Origin of the sequence: Gordonia polyisoprenivorans, from assembly GCF_017654315.1 — a bacterium.
In the GTDB taxonomy this organism is placed as follows: domain Bacteria; phylum Actinomycetota; class Actinomycetes; order Mycobacteriales; family Mycobacteriaceae; genus Gordonia; species Gordonia polyisoprenivorans_A.
In genome coordinates this window covers 2,601,452-2,619,860 of sequence record NZ_CP072203.1, presented here as the reverse complement: position 1 = coordinate 2,619,860, position 18,409 = coordinate 2,601,452, and the positions used below count along the sequence as shown (strand labels likewise).

Below are 18,409 nucleotides of genomic sequence, written 5' to 3'. Positions count from 1 at the left end.
CGCTCGCTACGCTCCCGGCGCCGAACCCACCCGGCCCGCTCGCTACGCTCCCGGCGCCGAAGGCAATTCGACCCGCTCAACCGGCGTGATCGGCAAACGCAACGCCCCCGGCGCATCCGCGGGCACCACGGGCGCAGCAGGTGCCACCGGTTGCAGTCGCGTATATCCCGCACCCTGTTCCGGCCGGGTGTCGATCTCACCCTTGTTGGGCCAGAACGCCATTGCGCGCTCGGCCTGGGCGCAGATCGACAACGACGGATTCACACCGAGATTGGCCGAGATCGACGCGCCGTCGGTGATGTGCAGCGTCGGGTAGTTCCAGACGCGGTGATAAGGGTCGATGACACCATTCGCCGGATCGTCGGAGATCGCGCACCCACCGAGATAGTGGGCGGTCAGCGGCATGTTGACGATGTCACCCCATGTGCCGCCGGCCATCCCGCCCGGGAGTTTGTCGGCGATCCGACGGGTGGCCTCGTTGCCCTTGGGAATCCAGGTCGGATTGGGCTCACCGATCCCCTGCCTGCTGGTGATGTAGCGCAGCGGTCCGCGCCTGCGCACGAAGGTGGTCAGCGAATTGTTGTTGTTCTGCATCACCAGGGCGATCACGGTGCGCTGACTCCACTTGCGCACCACCAGAATCCGGGCGAGCAGGAACGGATTGCGGGCCACCGCGGCCAGGAACTGACCGAATCGTTGAGCCGGGGTGCCACCGTCGGTGAGCAGCGTCTGCAGATAGGCGATGGCGTTGGACCCCTTGCCGTAGCGGACGGGCTCGATGTGCGTGTTCGGCTCCGGATGGAACGACGAGGTGATCGCGACACCGTGCGAATAATCGTGCTGGGGATCGTATCGAGCCGCATTCGCACCGAGGATCGATTCGGAGTTGGTGCGGGTCAGACGCCCCATGGCATCCGAGATCGCGGGCAGGGTGCGCTCCTTGGCGTGATGGAGCAGACGCTGGGTGTTGAAGGTCCCCGCCGCGACGATCACCTGCGACGCGGTGTAGGTGCGGCTGCGCCGGCCCAGCGGACCCCACGACGACGAGCCGTGCGTGCTCACCTCCCAGGTACCGTCGGCCCGTCGGGACAGTCCGTCGACGGTGGTGCGGTCGATGATCGTCGCCCCGTTGCGTTCGGCCAGCCCGAGGTAGTTCTTCATCAGGGTGTTCTTCGCGCCGACCCGGCAACCGGTCATACAGGCGCCGCATTCGGTGCACGCGGTGCGCTCGGGACCCGCCCCGCCGAAGTACGGGTCGGGGACGGTCTGTCCGGGACGACCGGCCAGGCCGACCTTCTCCCCGAAGAACACACCGACCGGGGTCGAGGTGAAGGTGTCGCCGACACCCATCTCGTCGGCGACCTCACGCATGACGCGGTCCGATTCGGTGAACGTCGGATTGGTGACCACCCCGAGCATCCGCCGCGCCTGGTCGTAGTACGGCGACAGTTCGTCCTCCCAGTCGGTGATGTGATTCCACTGGGGATCGGTGAAGAACGGGGTGGGCGGCTTGTACAGGGTGTTCGCGTAGTTGAGCGAGCCGCCGCCGACACCCGCACCGGCGAGGATCATCACGTCCTTGAGGGCGTGGATGCGCTGGATTCCGTAGAGGCCGAGCTTGGGTGCCCAGAGCCACTTGTTGAGCCGCCAGCTGGTCTTGGCAAAGTCCTCGTCGTCGAAGCGGCGACCCGCTTCGATCACGCCGACCCGGTACCCCTTCTCGACCAGGCGCAGCGCGCTGACGCTGCCGCCGAAGCCGGAACCGATGATGAGCACGTCGAAGTCGGGTGAACCATGGTGGGCTGCCATGGCGAACATTCTAACGCCGATTGTCACATTGAGTGATGGGGGTCTCCTTTTCCCCTCAGCGGTGAATCGTCAACCCGACCTTCTGGAACTCCTTGAGATCGGAGTACCCCGCTTTGGCCATCGAACGACGAAGTGCGCCAACCAGATTCAACTCCCCGTAGGGGTCGGCGGACGGGCCGGTGAGAATCTGTTCGAGGGTCGGTCGGCCGTCGGGCGTGGCCACCTGCAGCAGGGCCCCGCGTGGGGTGTCGGGATGCGCTGCCGCCGACGGCCAGTACCAGCCCCGCCCCGGGGCCTGCGCCGCGGCGGCCAGCGGAGTGCCGAGAACGGCCGCGTCGGCTCCACAGGCGATCGCCTTGGCCAGGTCGCCGGAGGTGTGGATGTCGCCGTCGGCGATGACGTGAACGTACCGTCCGCCGGTCTCGTCCAGATAGTCCCGTCGGGCGGCGGCGGCGTCGGCGATCGCGGTGGCCATCGGCACCCCGATGCCCAGGACCTCTCCGGTGGTGGTGGCGCCCGCGGTGGAGCCGTACCCGACGATGACGCCGGCGGCGCCGGTACGCATCAGGTGCAGCGCGGTGCGATGATCGTGCACCCCGCCGGCGATGACGGGGATGTCGAGGTCGGCGATGAAGGTCTTGAGATTGAGCGGATGTTCGGCGCCCTGCACGACGTGCTCGGCGGAGATGATCGTGCCGTGCACCACCAGAACCTCGACACCACCGGCCACCAGGGCCGGGGTCAGTTCGGGAGCGTGCTGGGGGCTGACGCGCACGGCGGTGGTCACCCCGGCCTCGCGGATGGTGGCCACGGCCGCACCGAGCAGATCGGGATCCAGCGGCGCCGCATGCAGTTCCTGCAGGCGCCGCACCGCGGCCTGCGGATCGGGATCGGTGGTCGCCACCTCGACCAACTCGGCGATCTTGTCCTCGACGTCGCGATGACGCGCCCAGAGCCCTTCACCGTTGATGACGCCGAGAGCGCCGAGTCGTCCGAGTTCGATGGCCACCGCCGGCGAGACCAAGGCGTCTGTCGGATGACTCAGGATCGGCGCCTCGAAACGGTAGGCGTCGATCTGCCACGCCGTCGAGACGTCCTTGGATGACCGGGTCCGCCGCGACGGAACGATGCTGACGTCGTCGAGTTCGAAGGTCTGCCGCGCCGTCCGGCCCATGCCGAGGTCCACGAGGTCACGCACCGATGCGCCTTTCTGTCCGGCGCACTGTCGTTGCAACGCACGCCACGAGGGTCTTCTGGGCCCGCCACGTGCGGACCGGTGAACTTGCGGGTCGGACTCGTCGAGGCGAACTCAGCGAGAATAGTAGTTGGGCGCCTCGGCGGTCAGGGTGATGTCGTGCGGATGGGACTCCTTGAGTCCGGCCGCGGTGATCTGGACGAAGCGCGCCTTCTGCAGCTCCGGGATGGTGGTGGCACCGGTGTAACCCATCGCGGCACGCAGGCCACCGACGAGCTGATGGATCACCTGGTTCAGCGGACCCCGGAACGGGACCCGACCCTCGATGCCCTCCGGGACGAGCTTCTCCTCCTTGAGGACGTCGTCCTGGAAGTAGCGGTCCTTGGAGTAGGACTTGCCCTGCCCGCGGCCCTGCATCGCACCGAGTGATCCCATGCCTCGGTAGCTCTTGAACTGCTTGCCGTTGACCAGGATCAGATCGCCCGGCGCCTCGGCGGTACCGGCGAGCAACGAGCCGAGCATGGCCGTCGACGCACCGGCGGCCAGCGCCTTGGCGATGTCGCCGGAGTACTGCAGGCCGCCGTCGGCGATCACCGGCACGCCCGCGGCCTGACACACGGTCACCGCCTCGAGGATCGCGGTGATCTGCGGGGCCCCCACACCGGCGACGACACGGGTGGTGCAGATCGAGCCCGGACCCACGCCGACCTTCACCGCGTCGGCGCCGGCGTCGATGAGTGCCTGCGCCGCCTCACGGGTGGCGACGTTGCCGCCGACGACCTCGACCCGGTCGCCGACCTCCGATTTCACCTTGGACACCATGTCGAGCACCAGCCGGTTGTGGGCATGGGCGGTGTCGACGATGATCACGTCGACACCCGCGTCGGCGAGTGCCATCGCCCGATCCCACTGCGTGTCGCCGGTACCCACGGCCGCGCCGACGAGCAGCCGGCCGTCGGAGTCCTTGGTGGCGAACGGGTGTTGCTCGGTCTTGACGAAGTCCTTGACGGTGATCAGCCCGGTCAGTTTGCCGTTGCCGTCGACGATCGGCAGCTTCTCGACCTTGTTGCGCCGCAACAGACCCAGGGCGGCCTCCGCGGAGACGCCCTCCTGGGCGGTGATCAACGGGGCCTTGGTCATCACCTCGGCGACCGGACGGTCCTGATCGACCTCGAAGCGCATGTCGCGGTTGGTGATGATGCCGACGAGCTCGCCCTTCTCGTCGACCACGGGCAGCCCCGAGATCCGGTAGCGCGCACACATCGCGTCGACCTCGGCGAGGGTGTTGTGCGGTGAGCAGGTGACCGGGTCGGTGACCATGCCGGCCTCGGAGCGCTTGACCGTCTCGACCTGGGCGGCCTGGTCGGCGATCGACAGATTGCGGTGCAGCACACCCATGCCGCCGGCCCTGGCCATCGCGATGGCCATACGGGATTCGGTGACGGTGTCCATTGCCGAACTCACCAACGGCACCCGCAGGGAGATGTTCTTGGTCACCCGCGAGGACGTGTCGGCCTCGCTGGGGATCACATCTGATGCCGCGGGCAGCAACAGGACGTCGTCGAAGGTGAGGCCGAGCATTGCGACCTTGCCGGGATCGTCTCCACCGGTGCGAACGTGGGTCATCGGTCCATGGTATCGGGCAACCGGAGCCACAACCCAATGCGGCGATCGGAGCTCGCGCGTGACCCCTGTGGAGCATGCACGGATCGACCGTCGAACTGTGGAACCGATGCGGCGCAGGTCACGCCATATCGGTTACGGTGGAGGTGTGCGTGACCACTTGCCACCAGGACTTCCGCCCGACCCGTTCGCCGATGATCCCAGCGATCCCGCGTCGGCGTTGGACTCGATGGAGCCCGGCATCCCCCTCGATGAGAACGAGCGGGTGGCGGTCGAAGAAGATCTCGCGGATCTGGCCGTCTACGAAGCGCTTCTGGCCCACCGTGGGGTCCGTGGCCTCGTCGTCGTCTGCGAGGACTGCCACGAAGACCATTACCACGACTGGGATATGTTGCGAGCCAACCTTTTACAACTTCTGATCGACGGCACCGTACGTCCGCACGAGCCCGCCGTCGACCCGCGCCCCGACGACTACGTCACGTGGGACTACTGCCGCGGTTACGCCGACGCGCACAACCACCTCGGCGACGAACGCTGAGCTTGACCCCAACGACACCCCCGAGGCGAGACCACCGATCGGGGGTGTCGACCGAATCCCGCAGACGTCGAATGAGGCAGACGTCAATCGGGCCGACGACGATCAGCCTGCCGGCGTGGTCGTGGTGGTCGTTGCCGTCGTCGGTGTCGGTGAACTGGTCGGCGTCGTGGTCGTGGGGGTGGTGCTCGGCGTCGTCGACGGCTCCGAGGGAGCGCTGGTCTGATCCGAGGTCTGCGGGGCACTGGTCTCGGCGCCACTGGTATCGGGAGCGGTGGTACCCGGGCCCTGCGGCGTCGGCGCTGCGGGCGCGCCCGACTCGTCGGACTGCAGCCGGGTGATCCACTGATTCATCTGATCCCGGGTCTGCGAGTCTCGCACCGGCCCCATCTTCGTCTGCGCCCGCGCAATGAGCTGCTGTGCATGTGTGAGATCGCCGGAGGCGAGTGCCGCCTCGGCCTGCTCCAGGTCCGAACGCACGTCGTAGGCGGCCTGCGTCTCCGATGCGGCCTGCGCGAACACGACCTTCTTGACACCCCACAGCGAGTCGCCCGGCTGGGCTCCCTCGCTCACCACGGTCAGGCCGGCCGCGGCGACCACCGCGATCGCCGCCGCACCGGCAACGACGCGCAGCGAGCGCACCACCCTGCCACCACGGCGCGCACCCGAGCGCGCGGCCATGGCGCGCTCGACCTCGGCAACACCGGGGATCGGCGGTGCGGGTTCGGAGAGAACCTCGTGGCGCCAGCCCGACAGCAGTGCAGCCAGCTGATACTCGGTGTCGTCACGGGTGGGCGTGGGCACGTCATGGGAGAGCGCTTCGATGAACGCGTCGTCGAAGTGCACCTGCCGTAGATCGATGTCGGCTCGTCGCTCGTCCTCGTCGGATACGCCGTAACGGCCGTACCCGCCGCCATGCGGCCCGACCCCGGAACCCGGTACGCCCCCCGACGGCTGCGGGCCCGGCATGGGCCGACGCCGATCATGCTCGTCGTTCATTGCGTCGTCCACCTGCCTTCCTCAGCTCGTCTTTCAGTTTCGCCAGTGCTCGATGTTGGGCGACGCGCACCGCTCCCGGCGTGCTGCCGACCGCGTCGGCGGTCTCCTCGGCGGACATCCCGACCACCAGTCGCAACACGAGGATCTCGCGCTGCTTGTCGGGTAACACCGACAGCAGTTGTCGCATCCGTCGGCTGGCATCGGAGTCCAATGCCATCTCCTCGGGCCCGCCGAGGACCGTGGTGACATCGGGAACCGCCTCCACCGGATCGGCCTTGACCCGACCGGCGACCCGCATCGCGTCGGCGACCTTGTGGGACGCGATGCCGTAGACGAAGGCCATGAACGGTTTGCCCTGATCCTCATATCGGGGCAGCGCGGTCATCACCGCCATCAACGCCTCCTGCGCAATGTCATCCGCGGAGAACAAGTGGCGCTCTCCGACTCCGATTCGCCCTCGGCAGTAGCGCAGGATGGGCTCGTGCACACTCTCGAGAACTGACGTGAGAGCCACACGATCGCCCTGCCTCGCGGCACGGACGGCGGCGTCCAGCTCATCACCCGTCAGTTTCATCGTCAGTCGAGATCCCCGTGTTACATAGTGTGTGGCGGACCTCACCTGGTCCGATGTGGTGCCATGACGGCCTGAACAGCGGCGCCGCCCTGCGCGGGGACTGCCATGCGGGCGCGGCGAACCCCAAATACCTTAGCGATCGTTCGCCGACGTCACGAACGGCATGCCGCGCGCGACCAGCAATCGATGCAGATCGTTGACAGACATGCCGGTCGACGACACCGACCCGACGGGTCCCGAATCCGGCGAGTCGCCGAGTCCTTGCAACAGCGACGATGCCGCCCAGCACAGCGGAAGCAAGCCCCCCTCGGCCGCCTGATCACGCAACGCCGCCGCCTCGAGTCGGGCCTGCTCGGTAGCCCCAGCGCCGGCGCGCGCAGCCGCGAGAACCAGCCCGGTCTTGATCCGATGCCGCTCGGTTCCCCGGTCCGCGCGGGCGGCGAGTTGTGCCTGCGCCCGCTCGGCGACCTCGAGCGCATGCTCCGCGTTGTCGGTGTACAGAGCCCACTCCGCGCGCACCCAGAGGAGCCGCAGCCGACACCGCGCCTCGGACAGCCACGGGCCCTCACCGAGATCGTCGGGCCTTCCGAGGACGACATCGGCCCGTTCGAGGAGTCGATGCGAGACACCGAACCGCAGCAACCCCAGATTGTCGGCGGCGAGATTGACCAGGGTGTCGGCCAGGGCGGCGCGATTCCACATCGGCACCCCGTGAGGTGATGGCGCCCCGGCGGCATCGACGACCGCCAGCGCCCGCGAGTCCAGGGCCCGTGCGTCGCGATGACGGCCCGACTGCCGGTAGAGCGACGCCGCGGTGGTCGTGGCGAGCGCCGCGAGCGGACCGTCGCCGGCACGCCGAGCATCGACCGTCAGCTCCGAGAGCGCGGTCAACGAGGACGCCCCGCGACCCAGCGCACCGAGCTCGACCGCCGCACACCACCGCCGCAGGAGCTCATCACCAGCGAAAACGTGTCCGGTGTCACCGTCCGGCGCCCCAGTTAGCATGAATTTAACTCGGCGACACAATTGTTAAAAATCGCGGCGGCATCAACGGGTGATGACGTGACGGTTTCGGTCAGGTTAATCGAATATCTTGGCCGGTCCTGTCGCACCATTTCTGCACACCCTCCCGTTTCTCTCCGGAAACTCCAATACGCACTGCTCACCCCGCATCTCCGCAGGCCACGGACGCCCCCGGAACACCGGCCCGCACGGCTGTGCTAGCGCCGGACCCGTGGCTAACGCCACGTTAACAATGGCGGAATCTTTTCGATCATTTCCCGCTGATTGACGGTATTGACGTTGTTTCTCGGGCCCGCTTACTGTTCTCTTACGTCGCCGGAAACGACCACGACAACGACCGTCATGAACTCCACACCGGCGCCACCGTCGGATCACGTCGCGACTCGACGCCCACAAGGTCGAAGCGAGTCCACGCCCTTGCAGAAGGAGATGCTGCCATGCCTGCACCGAACCACCTCCCCGGCCCCAACGCCGACGTCTGGGATTGGCAGATGCACGGCCTGTGCCGTGGCGTCGAATCATCGATGTTCTTTCATCCCGATGGTGAACGCGGCCGGGCCCGCGCGCAGCGCGAACGGCGCGCCAAGGAGATGTGCCATCAGTGCCCGGTGATCGCGCAATGCCGCGAGCACGCACTTGCCGTGGCCGAACCGTACGGAATCTGGGGCGGACTGTCGGAATCCGAGCGCAGCATGCTGATGAAGCGAGGAGTCGGACGCCGCATGGCGAGCTGACCGCGCAGCCGTCACAACCGGGCACGACGACTCCCGGAAACACACGTCGTCGACACGACTTCACAACACGAACTCGACAGAACACGAACTCCGCAGGCACAAGCCTCACAACATGACGATGCCGGGGTGATCACCACGTGGTGATCACCCCGGCATCGTCATGAAGAAACCGTCGTGAAGAGACCGACCGTCAGTGCGCGTGCCCGTGGCCGTGACCGGCGTCGGCAGCCGCCTCCGGCTTGTCGGTGACCGCGGTCTCGGTGGTGAGAACCATCCGGGCCACCGACGCGGCGTTGACAACCGCCGAGCGGGTCACCTTGACCGGGTCGATGATGCCCTCGGCAACCAGATCGCCGTAGGTCAGGGTGGCAGCGTTGTAGCCCTCCCCCGTCCCGGACTCGGCAACCCGGTTCACCACGACCGCTCCGTCGACACCGGCGTTGGTGGCAATCCAGAACAGCGGCGCCTTGACGGCCTCGCGAACAACCCGCACGCCGAGCGCCTCGTCGCCGGGCAGCGAGTCGGCGAGAGCGTCGAGTACCTTGGCGGCCTGCACGATGGCCGAACCGCCACCGGCGATGATGCCCTCCTCGACCGCGGCCTTGGCCGCCGCAACCGCATCCTCGACGCGGTGCTTGCGCTCCTTGAGCGCGGTCTCGGTGGCCGCCGCGACCCGGATCACCGCGATACCGCCGGACAGCTTCGCAAGACGCTCGGCGAGCTTCTCACGATCCCAGTCGGAGTCACTGCTCTCGATCTCGCGGCGCAACTGCGCGGCGCGATCGGCGATGGCCTCCGCAGTACCGGCTCCCTCGACGATCGTCGTGGTGTCCTTGGTGACCACCACACGCCGCGCCGAGCCGAGCAGGTCGAGCTCAGCGGTCGCCAAACTCAACCCGATGTCGGAGGAGATGACGGTCCCGCCGGTGACCACGGCGAGATCCTCCAGGAACGCCTTGCGACGGTCACCGAAGAACGGGGCCTTCACCGCCACGGCCTTGATCGTCTTGCGGATCGAGTTGACGACGAGCGTCGACAGCGGCTCACCCTCGACGTCCTCGGCGATGATCAGCACCGACTTGCCGGCATTGACGATCTTCTCCAGCAACGGCAGGAAGTCCGGCAGCGAGCTGACCTTGTCGCGGTACAGCAACACCAGCGCGTCCTCGAGAACCGCTTCCTGCGCGTCGGCATCGGTCACGAAGTACGGCGACAGGTAACCCTTGTCGAACTGGACGCCCTCGGTGACATCGAGTTCGGTACTCAGGCCCGAACCCTCTTCCACGGTGACAACGCCATCAACGCCGACGGTCTCCATCGCCTTACCGACCATCTCGCCGATCTCGGCGTCCCGCGACGACACGGTGGCGACCTGAGAGATCGCCTTCTGCCCCTCGACGGGTGTCGCCGTACGCAGCAGTTCGGCGCTCAGGGCGTCGGCGGCCTTGCCGATACCGGCGCCGAGCGCGATCGGACCCGCACCGGCAGCGACATTGCGCAGACCCGCCGACACGATCGCCTGCGCGAGAACGGTCGCGGTGGTGGTGCCGTCGCCGGCCACATCGTTGGTCTTCGTCGCAACCGACTTGACCAGCTGCGCACCCAGATTCTCGAAGGGATCTTCGAGATCGACGTCACGCGCGATGGTGACACCGTCGTTGGTGACACTCGGCCCGCCAAAAGCCTTGGCGAGCACCACATGGCGGCCACGAGGCCCCAGCGTCACCTTCACCGTGTCGGCGAGTTGATTGATGCCGCGTTCGAGCGCGCGGCGCGCCTTTTCATCGAATTCGATCTGTTTGGACATGAGTTTCTGTACTTTCTGCGATCGCTCCGCGAGTCGCGGTGTTCGCGCCTCAAGTCGCCGCTCTTCGTCGTCGCCGGCTTGTCGCCACGCTCCTCGCCGGCTCCTCCTGCATCGCGGCGCGACGCGAACACATGAAGGAGCGGCAAACGCACGAGAGATAGGGAGTGATGCGCGAACAGGTGGTGGGGGTCGGGAATGAAGCGTTCTGCGTGACCGATGCGGTCAGGCAACTCCGCCCCGGTGACCCAAGGGGCACCGGGGCGGAGAGAGGTTCACGAATTCTCGTGTCGCTCCAACGCGTTGCGTTCTTACTTGCCGATGACCGCGAGCACGTCGCGCGCCGACAGGATCAGGTACTCCTCGCCGGCGTACTTGATCTCGGTGCCGCCGTACTTGCTGTAGATGACGGTGTCGCCTTCCTTGACGTCGACCGGGACACGGTTGCCCTGCTCGGTCACCCGTCCCTCACCGACTGCGATGACGGTGCCTTCCTGCGGCTTCTCCTTGGCGGTGTCCGGGATGACCAGACCCGACGCGGTGGTCGTCTCGGCCTCAACGGCCTGCACCAGGATCTTGTCCTCAAGCGGCTTGATGTTCACGCTCGCCACGATGTCAGTCCTCAACTTTCTCGTTCGAGAAGTGGATGTACTTGTTGCAGTTGACCTGCATTGGGGGGCTCTGCCACAAACCTCGTCGTCGCGGGTGCCGAGGTTCACAACACAGTGCCTATTGGCACTCTATACATGCGAGTGCCAGCACTCAAGGGCGGCGGGTGCAAAAGTCTCAGCAGTGCGCACATGCTTGCGGCGCGGGCACCTCCGCCACAGCCGCGGCCGGCGTTCCGAGAGGATCGACCGCAGGCTCGCCCGAGGACCCTCCGCTCGTGGCCGCATCGCGCCGGCCGAACCAACTCACCGCCACCGCGCCGACCAGACCGACCACCGACAGTGCGCTGACCAGCCAGATCGCCGTGGTCATCCCGCCGAGCAACTCGCCGGGCCGGTTGCGCTCCCCCGAGCTGGAGAGCACGGCGGTCACCACGGCGAGCATCACCGCCCCGCCGATCTGCACACTGGTGTTGACCAGACCGGAGGCCAGTCCCTGTTCGTCGTCGTCGACGCCGGCGGTCCCCTGAGAGGTCACCGACGGGAACGTGAGCGCGAAACCGATGCCGAGCAGGATGATGGTCGGCAACAGGAAATCCGCATAGCCCATGCCCGGTTGGGCGCGCGCGAACCAGAGGTAGCCGCCGAGGAACGCCGCGAATCCCAGCACCATCAGCAGCGGTGTGGGCACACGGTCGAGTACCCGGTCCATCCGGGTCGCACTGGCCGCGACGATCAGCCCGGCCGGCAAGAAGCCGAGCGCCATGGCCAGCGGGGGCCAACCGAGCGAGTCCTGCAGGTACAGCGTGACGACGAACTGGAAGGCGACGTATCCGCCGAACATCAGCGCACCGGAGATGTTGGCGTGCACCAGCAGGTAGGAACGCAGGATACCCAGCCGCACGAGCGGATGTCGGTGTCGGATCTCGATGATCAGGAAGGCGACGGCCGACACCGCTGACGCGACGAAGGTGCCGATGGTGGCCGTCGACGCCCACCCGATCTCGGGGGCCCGGACCACCGCGAACACGAGCAGTAGCAGCGCTGCGGTGCTCGTCGTCGCGCCGAGGACGTCGAACTGCGCCCAGCGGAACGCGACCCGCTCACCGCGCGGAATGACCCGCAGTCCGGCGAAGAACAGCAAGATCGCCACCGGACCCGGGAACATCAGGGTGGCCCGCCAGGACCATTCGGTGAGCAGACCGCCGAAGACCAGTCCGAGCGAGAAGCCACTGGCCCCGCAGACGGTGTAGATGCTCAGTGCGCGGTTGCGCGCCGGTCCCTCGGCGAAAGTGGTCGTGATGATCGACAACCCGGCCGGCACGGTGAACGCCGCCGCCACCCCCTTGATGAATCGCAGTGCCACGATCAGCATGTCGATATCGACGACGGCGCTGGCCACCGACGCAACTGCGAAGACGCCGAGCGCGACGAGGAAGACCCGCCGCCGTCCGAGGAGATCGCTCACCCGGCCCCCGAGCATGAGCAGACCCCCATAACCCAGGACATATCCGCTGACGATCCATTGGAGTTCGCTCTGCCCCATGCCGAGATCGGAGCCGATCGAGGGAAGGGCGACGCCGACCATCGATACGTCGAGCCCGTCGAGGAACAAGGCTCCGGCCAGCACCACGAGCAGAATCCAGGTCCGCGCCGGCCAACCCGCACCGCTCGTGACATGGCCGGCCGCCACATGCTCGGCCGGGTCGAGCGGTGACTCCTCGTGCGGCGCGCGTGGCGCCTCCGTGTGTCCCGGCGCGGCCGGGGAACCCACCTTGCGATCTGTGAATGCCATGCCGAGAACTATATGCGAACGCATCTAATGCGTCTACATTGTTTGAAGTCACATTATTTTCTCACGCATAAAATGCGGTGTCAGTGATATGCTGCGGCCATGAGCACGGCGGCAGAGGGAGACGCGACGGACGGAACCGGCGCCGCGAGTGACGACCGCGCCGACGATCTCGCCGCCGCATGGCACGATCTCTCGGTTCGCTTCCACCGCATCCAGTGCACCCTCGACCGCGAACTCCAGTCGCTGCACCAGCTGTCCTCCAGTGAATTCGAGGTCCTCGAACTCCTTTGGGGCGCAGCCGATCACAGCCTACGAATGAGCGATCTGGCCGGGCGTGTGCATCTGACGCAGAGCGCACTGTCGCGCGTGGTCGCCCGACTCGACAACGACGGACTCGTCGACCGCACGATGTGCACGACCGACCGGAGGTCGGTGTTCGCCGCACTCACCGACGAAGGGGCGCGACGCTACACCGATGCCCGGCCGACCCAACGTCGAATCCTCGCCGAGCAGTGTGTGACGTGCCCCGAGGTGTCCGGCGGCGGGTTCACCACCACCTGACGCGCCGTCCCGCCGTCACAACTGCGAGACCTGCACACTCATCCCCGGATCGGTCGCCACCGTCAGCGGCGAGGGCTGCGCGCCACCGGCGATGACGTGAGCCCCGAGTGTCGCGATCATCACCCCGTTGTCGGTACACCGGCGCGGCGTCGGGACCCGCAGGGTGATACCCGCTGCAGCACAACGTTCTTCGGCCAGAGATCGAATACGCGAGTTGGCCGTCGCCCCGCCCCCGAGCACGAGGGTGTCCACGCCGAGATCACCGCACGCGCGTACCGCCTTGAACGTCAACACGTCGGCGACCGCCTCCTGAAACGACGCCGCGACGTCGGCGATCGGTACCTCGACGCCGTCCCGTCGGCACTTCTCCACATAGCGGGCCACCGCCGTCTTGACCCCGCTGAACGAGAAGTCGTACCGGGCGTCGCGGGGTCCGGTCATTCCCCGGGGGAATGCGATCGCCTGCCGATCGCCCAGCGCGGCAACCTTGTCCAGAGCCGGTCCACCGGGGAAACCGAGGTCGAGCAGGCGGGCGACCTTGTCGAACGCCTCACCGGCGGCATCGTCGACGGTGGTACCGAGTTCGACGATCGGCTCGGCGAGATCGGTGACGTGCAGCAGGTGCGTGTGCCCGCCGGAGACCAGCAAAGCAACACATTCGGGCATCGGTCCGTGCTCCAGGGTGTCGACCGCGACATGTCCGCCGAGATGATTCATCGCATACAGCGGGACATCCCAGGCCAGCGCATAGGATTTCGCCGCGGCCACCCCGACCAGCAGCGCCCCGGCCAGACCCGGGCCGATGGTGACCGTGATGGCATCGGGACGATCGATCCCGGCCGCCGCACGAGCCCGCCGCATGGTCGGCACGATCGCCTCGAGGTGTGCGCGGGAGGCGATCTCGGGGACCACTCCCCCGAATCGGGCATGTTCGTCGACGCTGGAGGCCACCTCGTCGGCGAGCAGCACCGCCCGACCCGGCCCGTCGGTGCCCGGCTCCCAGCGCACGATCCCGACTCCGGTTTCATCGCAGGAGCTCTCGATACCCATCACGATCATGTGTGCTGCCCACCCTTGCCTGCCGAATCCAGTGACTCGTCGACGCCGGCACGACCGGAGGCCGACGGACGGATCATCGTGTAGGCGTCGGCACCCGAGGGCTGGTAGTAGCCGCGCCGCACCCCCGACGTCACAAAGCCGTTGCGCTCGTAGAGCGCGATCGCGGTGACGTTGTCGACGCGCACCTCGAGGAAGACCGGTGCGTCGACGGAGTCGGCGACCTCGAGCAGCGCATCGAGAAGCGCTCTGCCGTAACCGCGTCCGCGGTGGGTCGGCGCGACGGCGATCGTGTGGATCTCGCAGTCGAAGCTGCCCTCGGATCCGAGGGTGGAGATACCCGCGTAGCCGGCCACCTCACCCCCGGGCTCGTCCCGGGCCGCGAAATAGCGGTTGTACGGTGCATTCAGCTCTGCCCGGAAAGCCGTTGCCGGCCACGGCGAATCGCCGGCGAACATCTCCTTCTCCAGGGCGGCGCAACGCGGGATGTCGCGATAGTCGAGCACATCGATGATCGGCACACCGGCGGTCATGATGCGCCGACCTTCTTGGGTTGCTGGTCTTTTCGTTCCACCGCGTCGGGTCGGCGCAGATAGAGCGGGACGAGCGGCGGCGGGCTCTGCCCATCGGTCACCGCGATCGCGGCCGCACCGAGCAATCCGGCGGCCGAGGGAACGGTGATCACGGGATCGGCTCCGCCCCAACCACTCTGGCGTAGATGGGCAGCCGACCCGCCGACCGCGTCGACACCGGGGTCGGAGACGATCTCGGCGACGACACCGGGAGCGCTCACCTCCGGGCCACGCGCGCGGGTGAGCCCGCCGTCGCGATAGAGCGCCCAATACACCTCACGGCGACGCGCGTCGGTGAGCGCGAGCACCGTCGCCCCCGACGCGCTCACACGCCCCACGTCGTGGGCGATGGCATCGAGCGAGCAGACGCCGTACACCGGAATGTCCAGGGCGTCACCGAATCCGGCGCCGGTTGCCATTCCCACCCGTAGGCCGGTGAACGGTCCGGGCCCGGTTCCCACGACCACCGCGTCGATGCCGTCTCGGCGCACGCCCGACTCCTCGAGTACCTCGGCGATGAGCGAGGTGAGGATCTCCGCGTGGCGACGCCCGTCGGCCACCGCGCGGGCGGCGGCCACACTGCACTCGGGTGCCCCGGACGTCGTCGTGATGCGGCCGATCCCGGTGACGACGGTGTCGGTGGCGGTGTCGATCACGAGCACGGTCCGAGTACGCCCGGCCGGAGTGCGTCGGGTTGGAGTGCATCCAACTGCCGCGGTACCGGTGACCGTCTGCGCCGATGGTGTCGATTCCGGTGTGCTCATGGATGATTCACCCATTCCCAACTCGCGTGCCGCACGTCGGTGTCGGGGTCACGGACCAGACGTACCAGCAGATGTCGCTCGGCCAGACGTTCAGCCACCCCCTCGCCCCACTCGACCACCACGACGGCGTCGGCGAGGTCGGTGTCGAGGTCGAGTGCGTCGAGTTCCTCGAGCCCACCGAGCCGATAGGCGTCGACGTGAATCATGCCGGGCCGGCCGGCCGCGGTCGGCCGGTGTTCGCGCGCGATGATGAACGTCGGTGAGGAGACCGGGCCCGCGACGTGCAGCCCGCGCCCGATGCCGCGGGCGAGGGCGGTCTTGCCCGCCCCCAGTGGTCCGTCCAGGATCACCAGGTCGCCAGCCGAAAGCCCCTGCGCGAGTTCTTCTCCGAATGTCTCGGTGTCGGCGACCTCCGGGAGTTCGCGGGTCTGCGGACCGTCGATGTGGGTGCTCATGCGCGTTGCCTCCGTTGCCACCAGCGGCGCCGCGGAGCTCCGCGCGCCGGGCGTGCACGCTCGACGAGGTCGGCGATCGCGTCGGTGACACGGTCGGGTGCCTCCATCTGCACCATGTGCCCGGCGCCGACGACCACCTCCATTCGCGAGTCGGTGCCGAGTTCGCCGTAGAGCTGCAGCGAGTTGGGCAACGGCGTCATCCGGTCCTCGTCGCCGCACACGACCACCGAGGGCACCTGGGCGATCACCGGAACACCCATCCATTCGTCATGACGCTCCAGTGCGTTGAGGAAGTTGACCACCGTCACGATGGGTGTGTTCTGAATCATCTTCTCCACCGCCCGTCCGGCAGCCGGGCTGTGGAAGTCCGGGCCGAAGCTGGCGGCCACGAGCACCGGCTCGAGGAGCAGCCGGGTGAGGTCGCGGCCGGCCTCGATGACCCGCGGGGTGTTGCGGGCGGCCACCGCGAACCCGTCGAGCAGTGGATTGCGCAGTCCCCGACCGAGTCCGGCCTCGGTCAGACCGCTGGCTGCGGTCGCCACGAGCGCCACTCCCGCGACCCGGCCATCGGCGGCGAAGAGCTGCGGATACCGCCGCGCCAGCGCCATCAGCGTCATCCCGCCCATCGAGTGACCGACCAGCACCACCCGACCCTCGGGAGCCGTCGCATCGAGGATGTCGACCGCGTCGTCGGCGAGTTGCTGCATCGTGCACGTGTCCGCCGGCGCCTCGCCGCTGCGACCGTGGCCCCGATTGTCGTAGAACACCATGCGAATTCGGCGATCGGCCCACCGTTGCGCCAAGGCGTAGCGCTGAAAATGCCAGCTCGCCAGCCGCAGGCTGAACCCGTGCACGAAGATCACGGTCAATTCCGGGGTCTCGTCCGGCTCGAGGCCACCGAGGTCGACGGTGCGCACCGCCAGCTCCACGCCGTCGGCCGCGGTCACCGTCGACGCCCGATCCTGATACATCGTGGTGAAATCGATCCCCTGATAGGGATCATGGCCTCGTCGGATACGACGCCGGGTGGCGCTGCGCGCGGCTCCCGCGGCGGCCAGCCCGCCGAGGGTCACCACCCCGGCGAGACCCGCTGCCAGGCCGACACGCTCGGTGGAGTTCACCACGTCGCCTCCTGCCGCCGGGACGAGACGTACTCGCGGCGCGCTCGTCCGCCGATCCGCGCGAGGATCTCGTAGTCGATGGTGCCGATCGTCTCGGCCCATTCCGCCGCGGTGGGTCCGCCGTCGGCGCCGGTGCCGAACAGCTCGGCGATGTCGCCCTCACTCACGCCGCCACCGTCGGGGCCGAGGTCGATCACGAACTGATCCATGCACACCCGGCCGATCTGACCGAAGAGCCGATCACCGATTCGGACGCGCAGCCGTCCCGAGGCGAGTCGTGGTACCCCGTCGGCGTATCCGGCCGGAATCACCGCGATCGTGGTGTCGTGCTCGGCAGTCCAGGTGTGACTGTAGGAAACCCCTTGTCCGGCCGGGATTCTCTTCACCAGCGCCACCTCGGCACGCAGACTCATCGCCGGGATCAGCCCGAATTCCCGTCCGAGGATCGGCACCCCACCGTAGAGGGCGATACCGGGCCGCACGAGATCGCGCGCGAGGTCCGGGCGAGTCAGTGCCGCAGGAGAGTTCGCAATGTGCATCACCTCCGGCGGCGCGCCGAGGCGGACCAGGTCGGCGCGCGCGTCGTCGAGACGCTCGGCCTGCAGCGAGTTCAACGGGTGCTCGGGTTCGTCGCCGCGGGCGAGGTGACACATCAGCGCTCGTACCCGGACGGCGTCCTCGGCGACGGCCTTCGCGAGATCGTCGGCGAAATCCGCCCATTCATCCGGCGCCACCCCGCTGCGCCCGAGGCCGGTGTCGAGTTTGACGGTGACCGTGGCCGAGCTACCCCGTGCTCGGGCCGCCTCGAGGACGGCCGCGAGCTGACGGCGGGACGAGAGCGCGACGTCGAGGTCGGCGTCGATGGCGGCGGCGAAATCGGCACTGTTGGTGTGCAGCCAGCACGTGATGTGCTCGGTGACGCCCGCGGCCCGGAGCGCGAGTCCCTCGCCGATCACCGCGACACCCAGTTCGGCCGCTCCGGCATCCAGGGCCGCACGCGCCACCGGCACCGCACCGTGCCCGTACCCGTCGGCCTTGACCACGGCGATCACACCCGCACCCGATGCCTCGCGCACCACGCCCACGTTGTGGGCGATCGCGTCGAGGTCGACGACGACGGCCAGGGCCGAGCCGTGCTGCCCGGAACCGGGCGGTGGTGAGGTGGTCATCGCCGCCATTGT

The 18,409-nt window shown here is 67.8% G+C and carries 18 protein-coding genes; 3 read left to right on the top strand and 15 right to left on the bottom strand.

Features of this window, described 5'->3' with window-relative positions; translation table 11 throughout:
* Window positions 1–42: 42 nt before the first annotated feature.
* From J6U32_RS11795 to guaB, 3 genes are all read right to left on the bottom strand, one after another.
* Window positions 43–1,809, bottom strand: a complete 1,767-nt coding sequence (locus J6U32_RS11795; protein ID WP_208795603.1) for a GMC family oxidoreductase — start codon at window positions 1,807–1,809, stop codon at window positions 43–45.
* 55 nt (window positions 1,810–1,864) lie between these two features.
* Complete coding sequence (locus tag J6U32_RS11790; protein ID WP_208795602.1) at window positions 1,865–3,007, bottom strand: GuaB3 family IMP dehydrogenase-related protein; 1,143 nt, start codon at window positions 3,005–3,007, stop codon at window positions 1,865–1,867.
* Window positions 3,008–3,118: 111 nt separating this feature from the next.
* A complete protein-coding gene (gene guaB, locus J6U32_RS11785) occupies window positions 3,119–4,630 on the bottom strand; it encodes an IMP dehydrogenase (RefSeq protein ID WP_208795601.1) in 1,512 nt (503 codons plus the stop codon).
* Between the two features lie 145 nt (window positions 4,631–4,775).
* Between guaB and J6U32_RS11780 the strand changes: the two genes are divergently transcribed.
* Window positions 4,776–5,165, top strand: coding sequence for a DUF5319 domain-containing protein (locus tag J6U32_RS11780; protein ID WP_014359487.1), 390 nt, complete (start codon window positions 4,776–4,778; stop codon window positions 5,163–5,165).
* Between the two features lie 102 nt (window positions 5,166–5,267).
* On the opposite strand, the gene J6U32_RS11775 is transcribed toward J6U32_RS11780, so the two are convergent.
* The 3 genes from J6U32_RS11775 to J6U32_RS11765 form a co-directional block, all read right to left on the bottom strand.
* The gene (locus J6U32_RS11775; RefSeq protein ID WP_425324125.1) at window positions 5,268–6,173 is read right to left on the bottom strand and encodes an anti-sigma-D factor RsdA; all 906 of its coding nucleotides are present in this window, start codon (window positions 6,171–6,173) and stop codon (window positions 5,268–5,270) included.
* Window positions 6,145–6,735 (bottom strand): sigma-70 family RNA polymerase sigma factor, encoded by a 591-nt coding sequence (locus tag J6U32_RS11770; protein WP_014359485.1) that lies wholly within the window; start codon window positions 6,733–6,735, stop codon window positions 6,145–6,147. The genes J6U32_RS11775 and J6U32_RS11770 overlap by 29 nt, the downstream gene beginning before the upstream one ends.
* Window positions 6,736–6,867: 132 nt before the next feature.
* On the bottom strand, window positions 6,868–7,740 hold the full coding sequence (locus tag J6U32_RS11765) for a hypothetical protein (RefSeq protein WP_244332829.1): 873 nt from the start codon (window positions 7,738–7,740) through the stop codon (window positions 6,868–6,870).
* 455 nt (window positions 7,741–8,195) lie between these two features.
* On the opposite strand from J6U32_RS11765, the gene J6U32_RS11760 reads away from it, so the two are divergent.
* Window positions 8,196–8,492 (top strand): WhiB family transcriptional regulator, encoded by a 297-nt coding sequence (locus tag J6U32_RS11760; protein ID WP_208795600.1) that lies wholly within the window; start codon window positions 8,196–8,198, stop codon window positions 8,490–8,492.
* Between the two features lie 190 nt (window positions 8,493–8,682).
* Here J6U32_RS11760 and groL read toward each other — a convergent pair whose 3' ends face one another.
* The 3 genes from groL to J6U32_RS11745 all read right to left on the bottom strand — a co-directional run bounded on the left by groL (window position 8,683) and on the right by J6U32_RS11745 (window position 12,699).
* Window positions 8,683–10,299, bottom strand: coding sequence for a chaperonin GroEL (gene groL / locus J6U32_RS11755; RefSeq protein ID WP_208795599.1), 1,617 nt, complete (start codon window positions 10,297–10,299; stop codon window positions 8,683–8,685).
* Window positions 10,300–10,607: 308 nt separating this feature from the next.
* Complete coding sequence (gene groES / locus J6U32_RS11750) at window positions 10,608–10,907, bottom strand: co-chaperone GroES (protein WP_006334733.1); 300 nt, start codon at window positions 10,905–10,907, stop codon at window positions 10,608–10,610.
* Between the two features lie 175 nt (window positions 10,908–11,082).
* Window positions 11,083–12,699: an MFS transporter gene (locus J6U32_RS11745; RefSeq protein WP_244332827.1), complete on the bottom strand. Its 1,617-nt coding sequence runs from the start codon at window positions 12,697–12,699 to the stop codon at window positions 11,083–11,085.
* A gap of 99 nt (window positions 12,700–12,798) precedes the next feature.
* On the opposite strand from J6U32_RS11745, the gene J6U32_RS11740 reads away from it, so the two are divergent.
* Window positions 12,799–13,260, top strand: coding sequence for a MarR family winged helix-turn-helix transcriptional regulator (locus tag J6U32_RS11740; protein WP_208795597.1), 462 nt, complete (start codon window positions 12,799–12,801; stop codon window positions 13,258–13,260).
* A 15-nt stretch (window positions 13,261–13,275) separates the two neighbouring features.
* Here J6U32_RS11740 and tsaD read toward each other — a convergent pair whose 3' ends face one another.
* Genes tsaD through alr form a run of 6 tightly spaced genes read right to left on the bottom strand, consistent with a single transcriptional unit; the run spans window position 13,276 to window position 18,397 of the window.
* A complete protein-coding gene (gene tsaD, locus J6U32_RS11735; RefSeq protein ID WP_208795596.1) occupies window positions 13,276–14,319 on the bottom strand; it encodes a tRNA (adenosine(37)-N6)-threonylcarbamoyltransferase complex transferase subunit TsaD in 1,044 nt (347 codons plus the stop codon).
* On the bottom strand, window positions 14,316–14,849 hold the full coding sequence (gene rimI, locus J6U32_RS11730) for a ribosomal protein S18-alanine N-acetyltransferase (RefSeq protein ID WP_208795595.1): 534 nt from the start codon (window positions 14,847–14,849) through the stop codon (window positions 14,316–14,318). The genes tsaD and rimI overlap by 4 nt, the downstream gene beginning before the upstream one ends.
* Window positions 14,846–15,652 (bottom strand): tRNA (adenosine(37)-N6)-threonylcarbamoyltransferase complex dimerization subunit type 1 TsaB, encoded by an 807-nt coding sequence (gene tsaB / locus J6U32_RS11725; protein WP_244332826.1) that lies wholly within the window; start codon window positions 15,650–15,652, stop codon window positions 14,846–14,848. The genes rimI and tsaB overlap by 4 nt, the downstream gene beginning before the upstream one ends.
* Window positions 15,649–16,107: a tRNA (adenosine(37)-N6)-threonylcarbamoyltransferase complex ATPase subunit type 1 TsaE gene (gene tsaE / locus J6U32_RS11720; RefSeq protein WP_208795594.1), complete on the bottom strand. Its 459-nt coding sequence runs from the start codon at window positions 16,105–16,107 to the stop codon at window positions 15,649–15,651. Before tsaE ends, tsaB begins: the two co-directional genes overlap by 4 nt.
* Window positions 16,104–17,231, bottom strand: coding sequence for an alpha/beta fold hydrolase (locus J6U32_RS11715; RefSeq protein ID WP_432276990.1), 1,128 nt, complete (start codon window positions 17,229–17,231; stop codon window positions 16,104–16,106). Before J6U32_RS11715 ends, tsaE begins: the two co-directional genes overlap by 4 nt.
* Window positions 17,225–18,397 carry an alanine racemase gene (alr, locus tag J6U32_RS11710; protein WP_208795593.1) on the bottom strand — a complete coding sequence of 391 codons (1,173 nt, stop codon included), beginning with the start codon at window positions 18,395–18,397 and terminating at the stop codon, window positions 17,225–17,227. Before alr ends, J6U32_RS11715 begins: the two co-directional genes overlap by 7 nt.
* Between the last annotated feature and the right edge of the window lie 12 nt (window positions 18,398–18,409).

Bases quoted from the DNA above. Each gene is read 5' to 3' on its own strand.
- J6U32_RS11770 (WP_014359485.1), bottom strand. From the start codon at position 6,735: ATGAAACTGACGGGTGATGAGCTGGACGCCGCCGTCCGTGCCGCGAGG.
- tsaD (WP_208795596.1), bottom strand. From the start codon at position 14,319: ATGATCGTGATGGGTATCGAGAGCTCCTGCGATGAAACCGGAGTCGGG.
- J6U32_RS11740 (WP_208795597.1), top strand. From the start codon at position 12,799: ATGAGCACGGCGGCAGAGGGAGACGCGACGGACGGAACCGGCGCCGCG.
- tsaB (WP_244332826.1), bottom strand. From the start codon at position 15,652: ATGAGCACACCGGAATCGACACCATCGGCGCAGACGGTCACCGGTACC.
- groL (WP_208795599.1), bottom strand. From the start codon at position 10,299: ATGTCCAAACAGATCGAATTCGATGAAAAGGCGCGCCGCGCGCTCGAA.
- J6U32_RS11760 (WP_208795600.1), top strand. From the start codon at position 8,196: ATGCCTGCACCGAACCACCTCCCCGGCCCCAACGCCGACGTCTGGGAT.
- J6U32_RS11765 (WP_244332829.1), bottom strand. From the start codon at position 7,740: ATGCTAACTGGGGCGCCGGACGGTGACACCGGACACGTTTTCGCTGGT.
- tsaE (WP_208795594.1), bottom strand. From the start codon at position 16,107: ATGAGCACCCACATCGACGGTCCGCAGACCCGCGAACTCCCGGAGGTC.
- rimI (WP_208795595.1), bottom strand. From the start codon at position 14,849: ATGACCGCCGGTGTGCCGATCATCGATGTGCTCGACTATCGCGACATC.
- alr (WP_208795593.1), bottom strand. From the start codon at position 18,397: ATGACCACCTCACCACCGCCCGGTTCCGGGCAGCACGGCTCGGCCCTG.
- J6U32_RS11795 (WP_208795603.1), bottom strand. From the start codon at position 1,809: ATGGCAGCCCACCATGGTTCACCCGACTTCGACGTGCTCATCATCGGT.
- guaB (WP_208795601.1), bottom strand. From the start codon at position 4,630: ATGACCCACGTTCGCACCGGTGGAGACGATCCCGGCAAGGTCGCAATG.
- J6U32_RS11745 (WP_244332827.1), bottom strand. From the start codon at position 12,699: ATGGCATTCACAGATCGCAAGGTGGGTTCCCCGGCCGCGCCGGGACAC.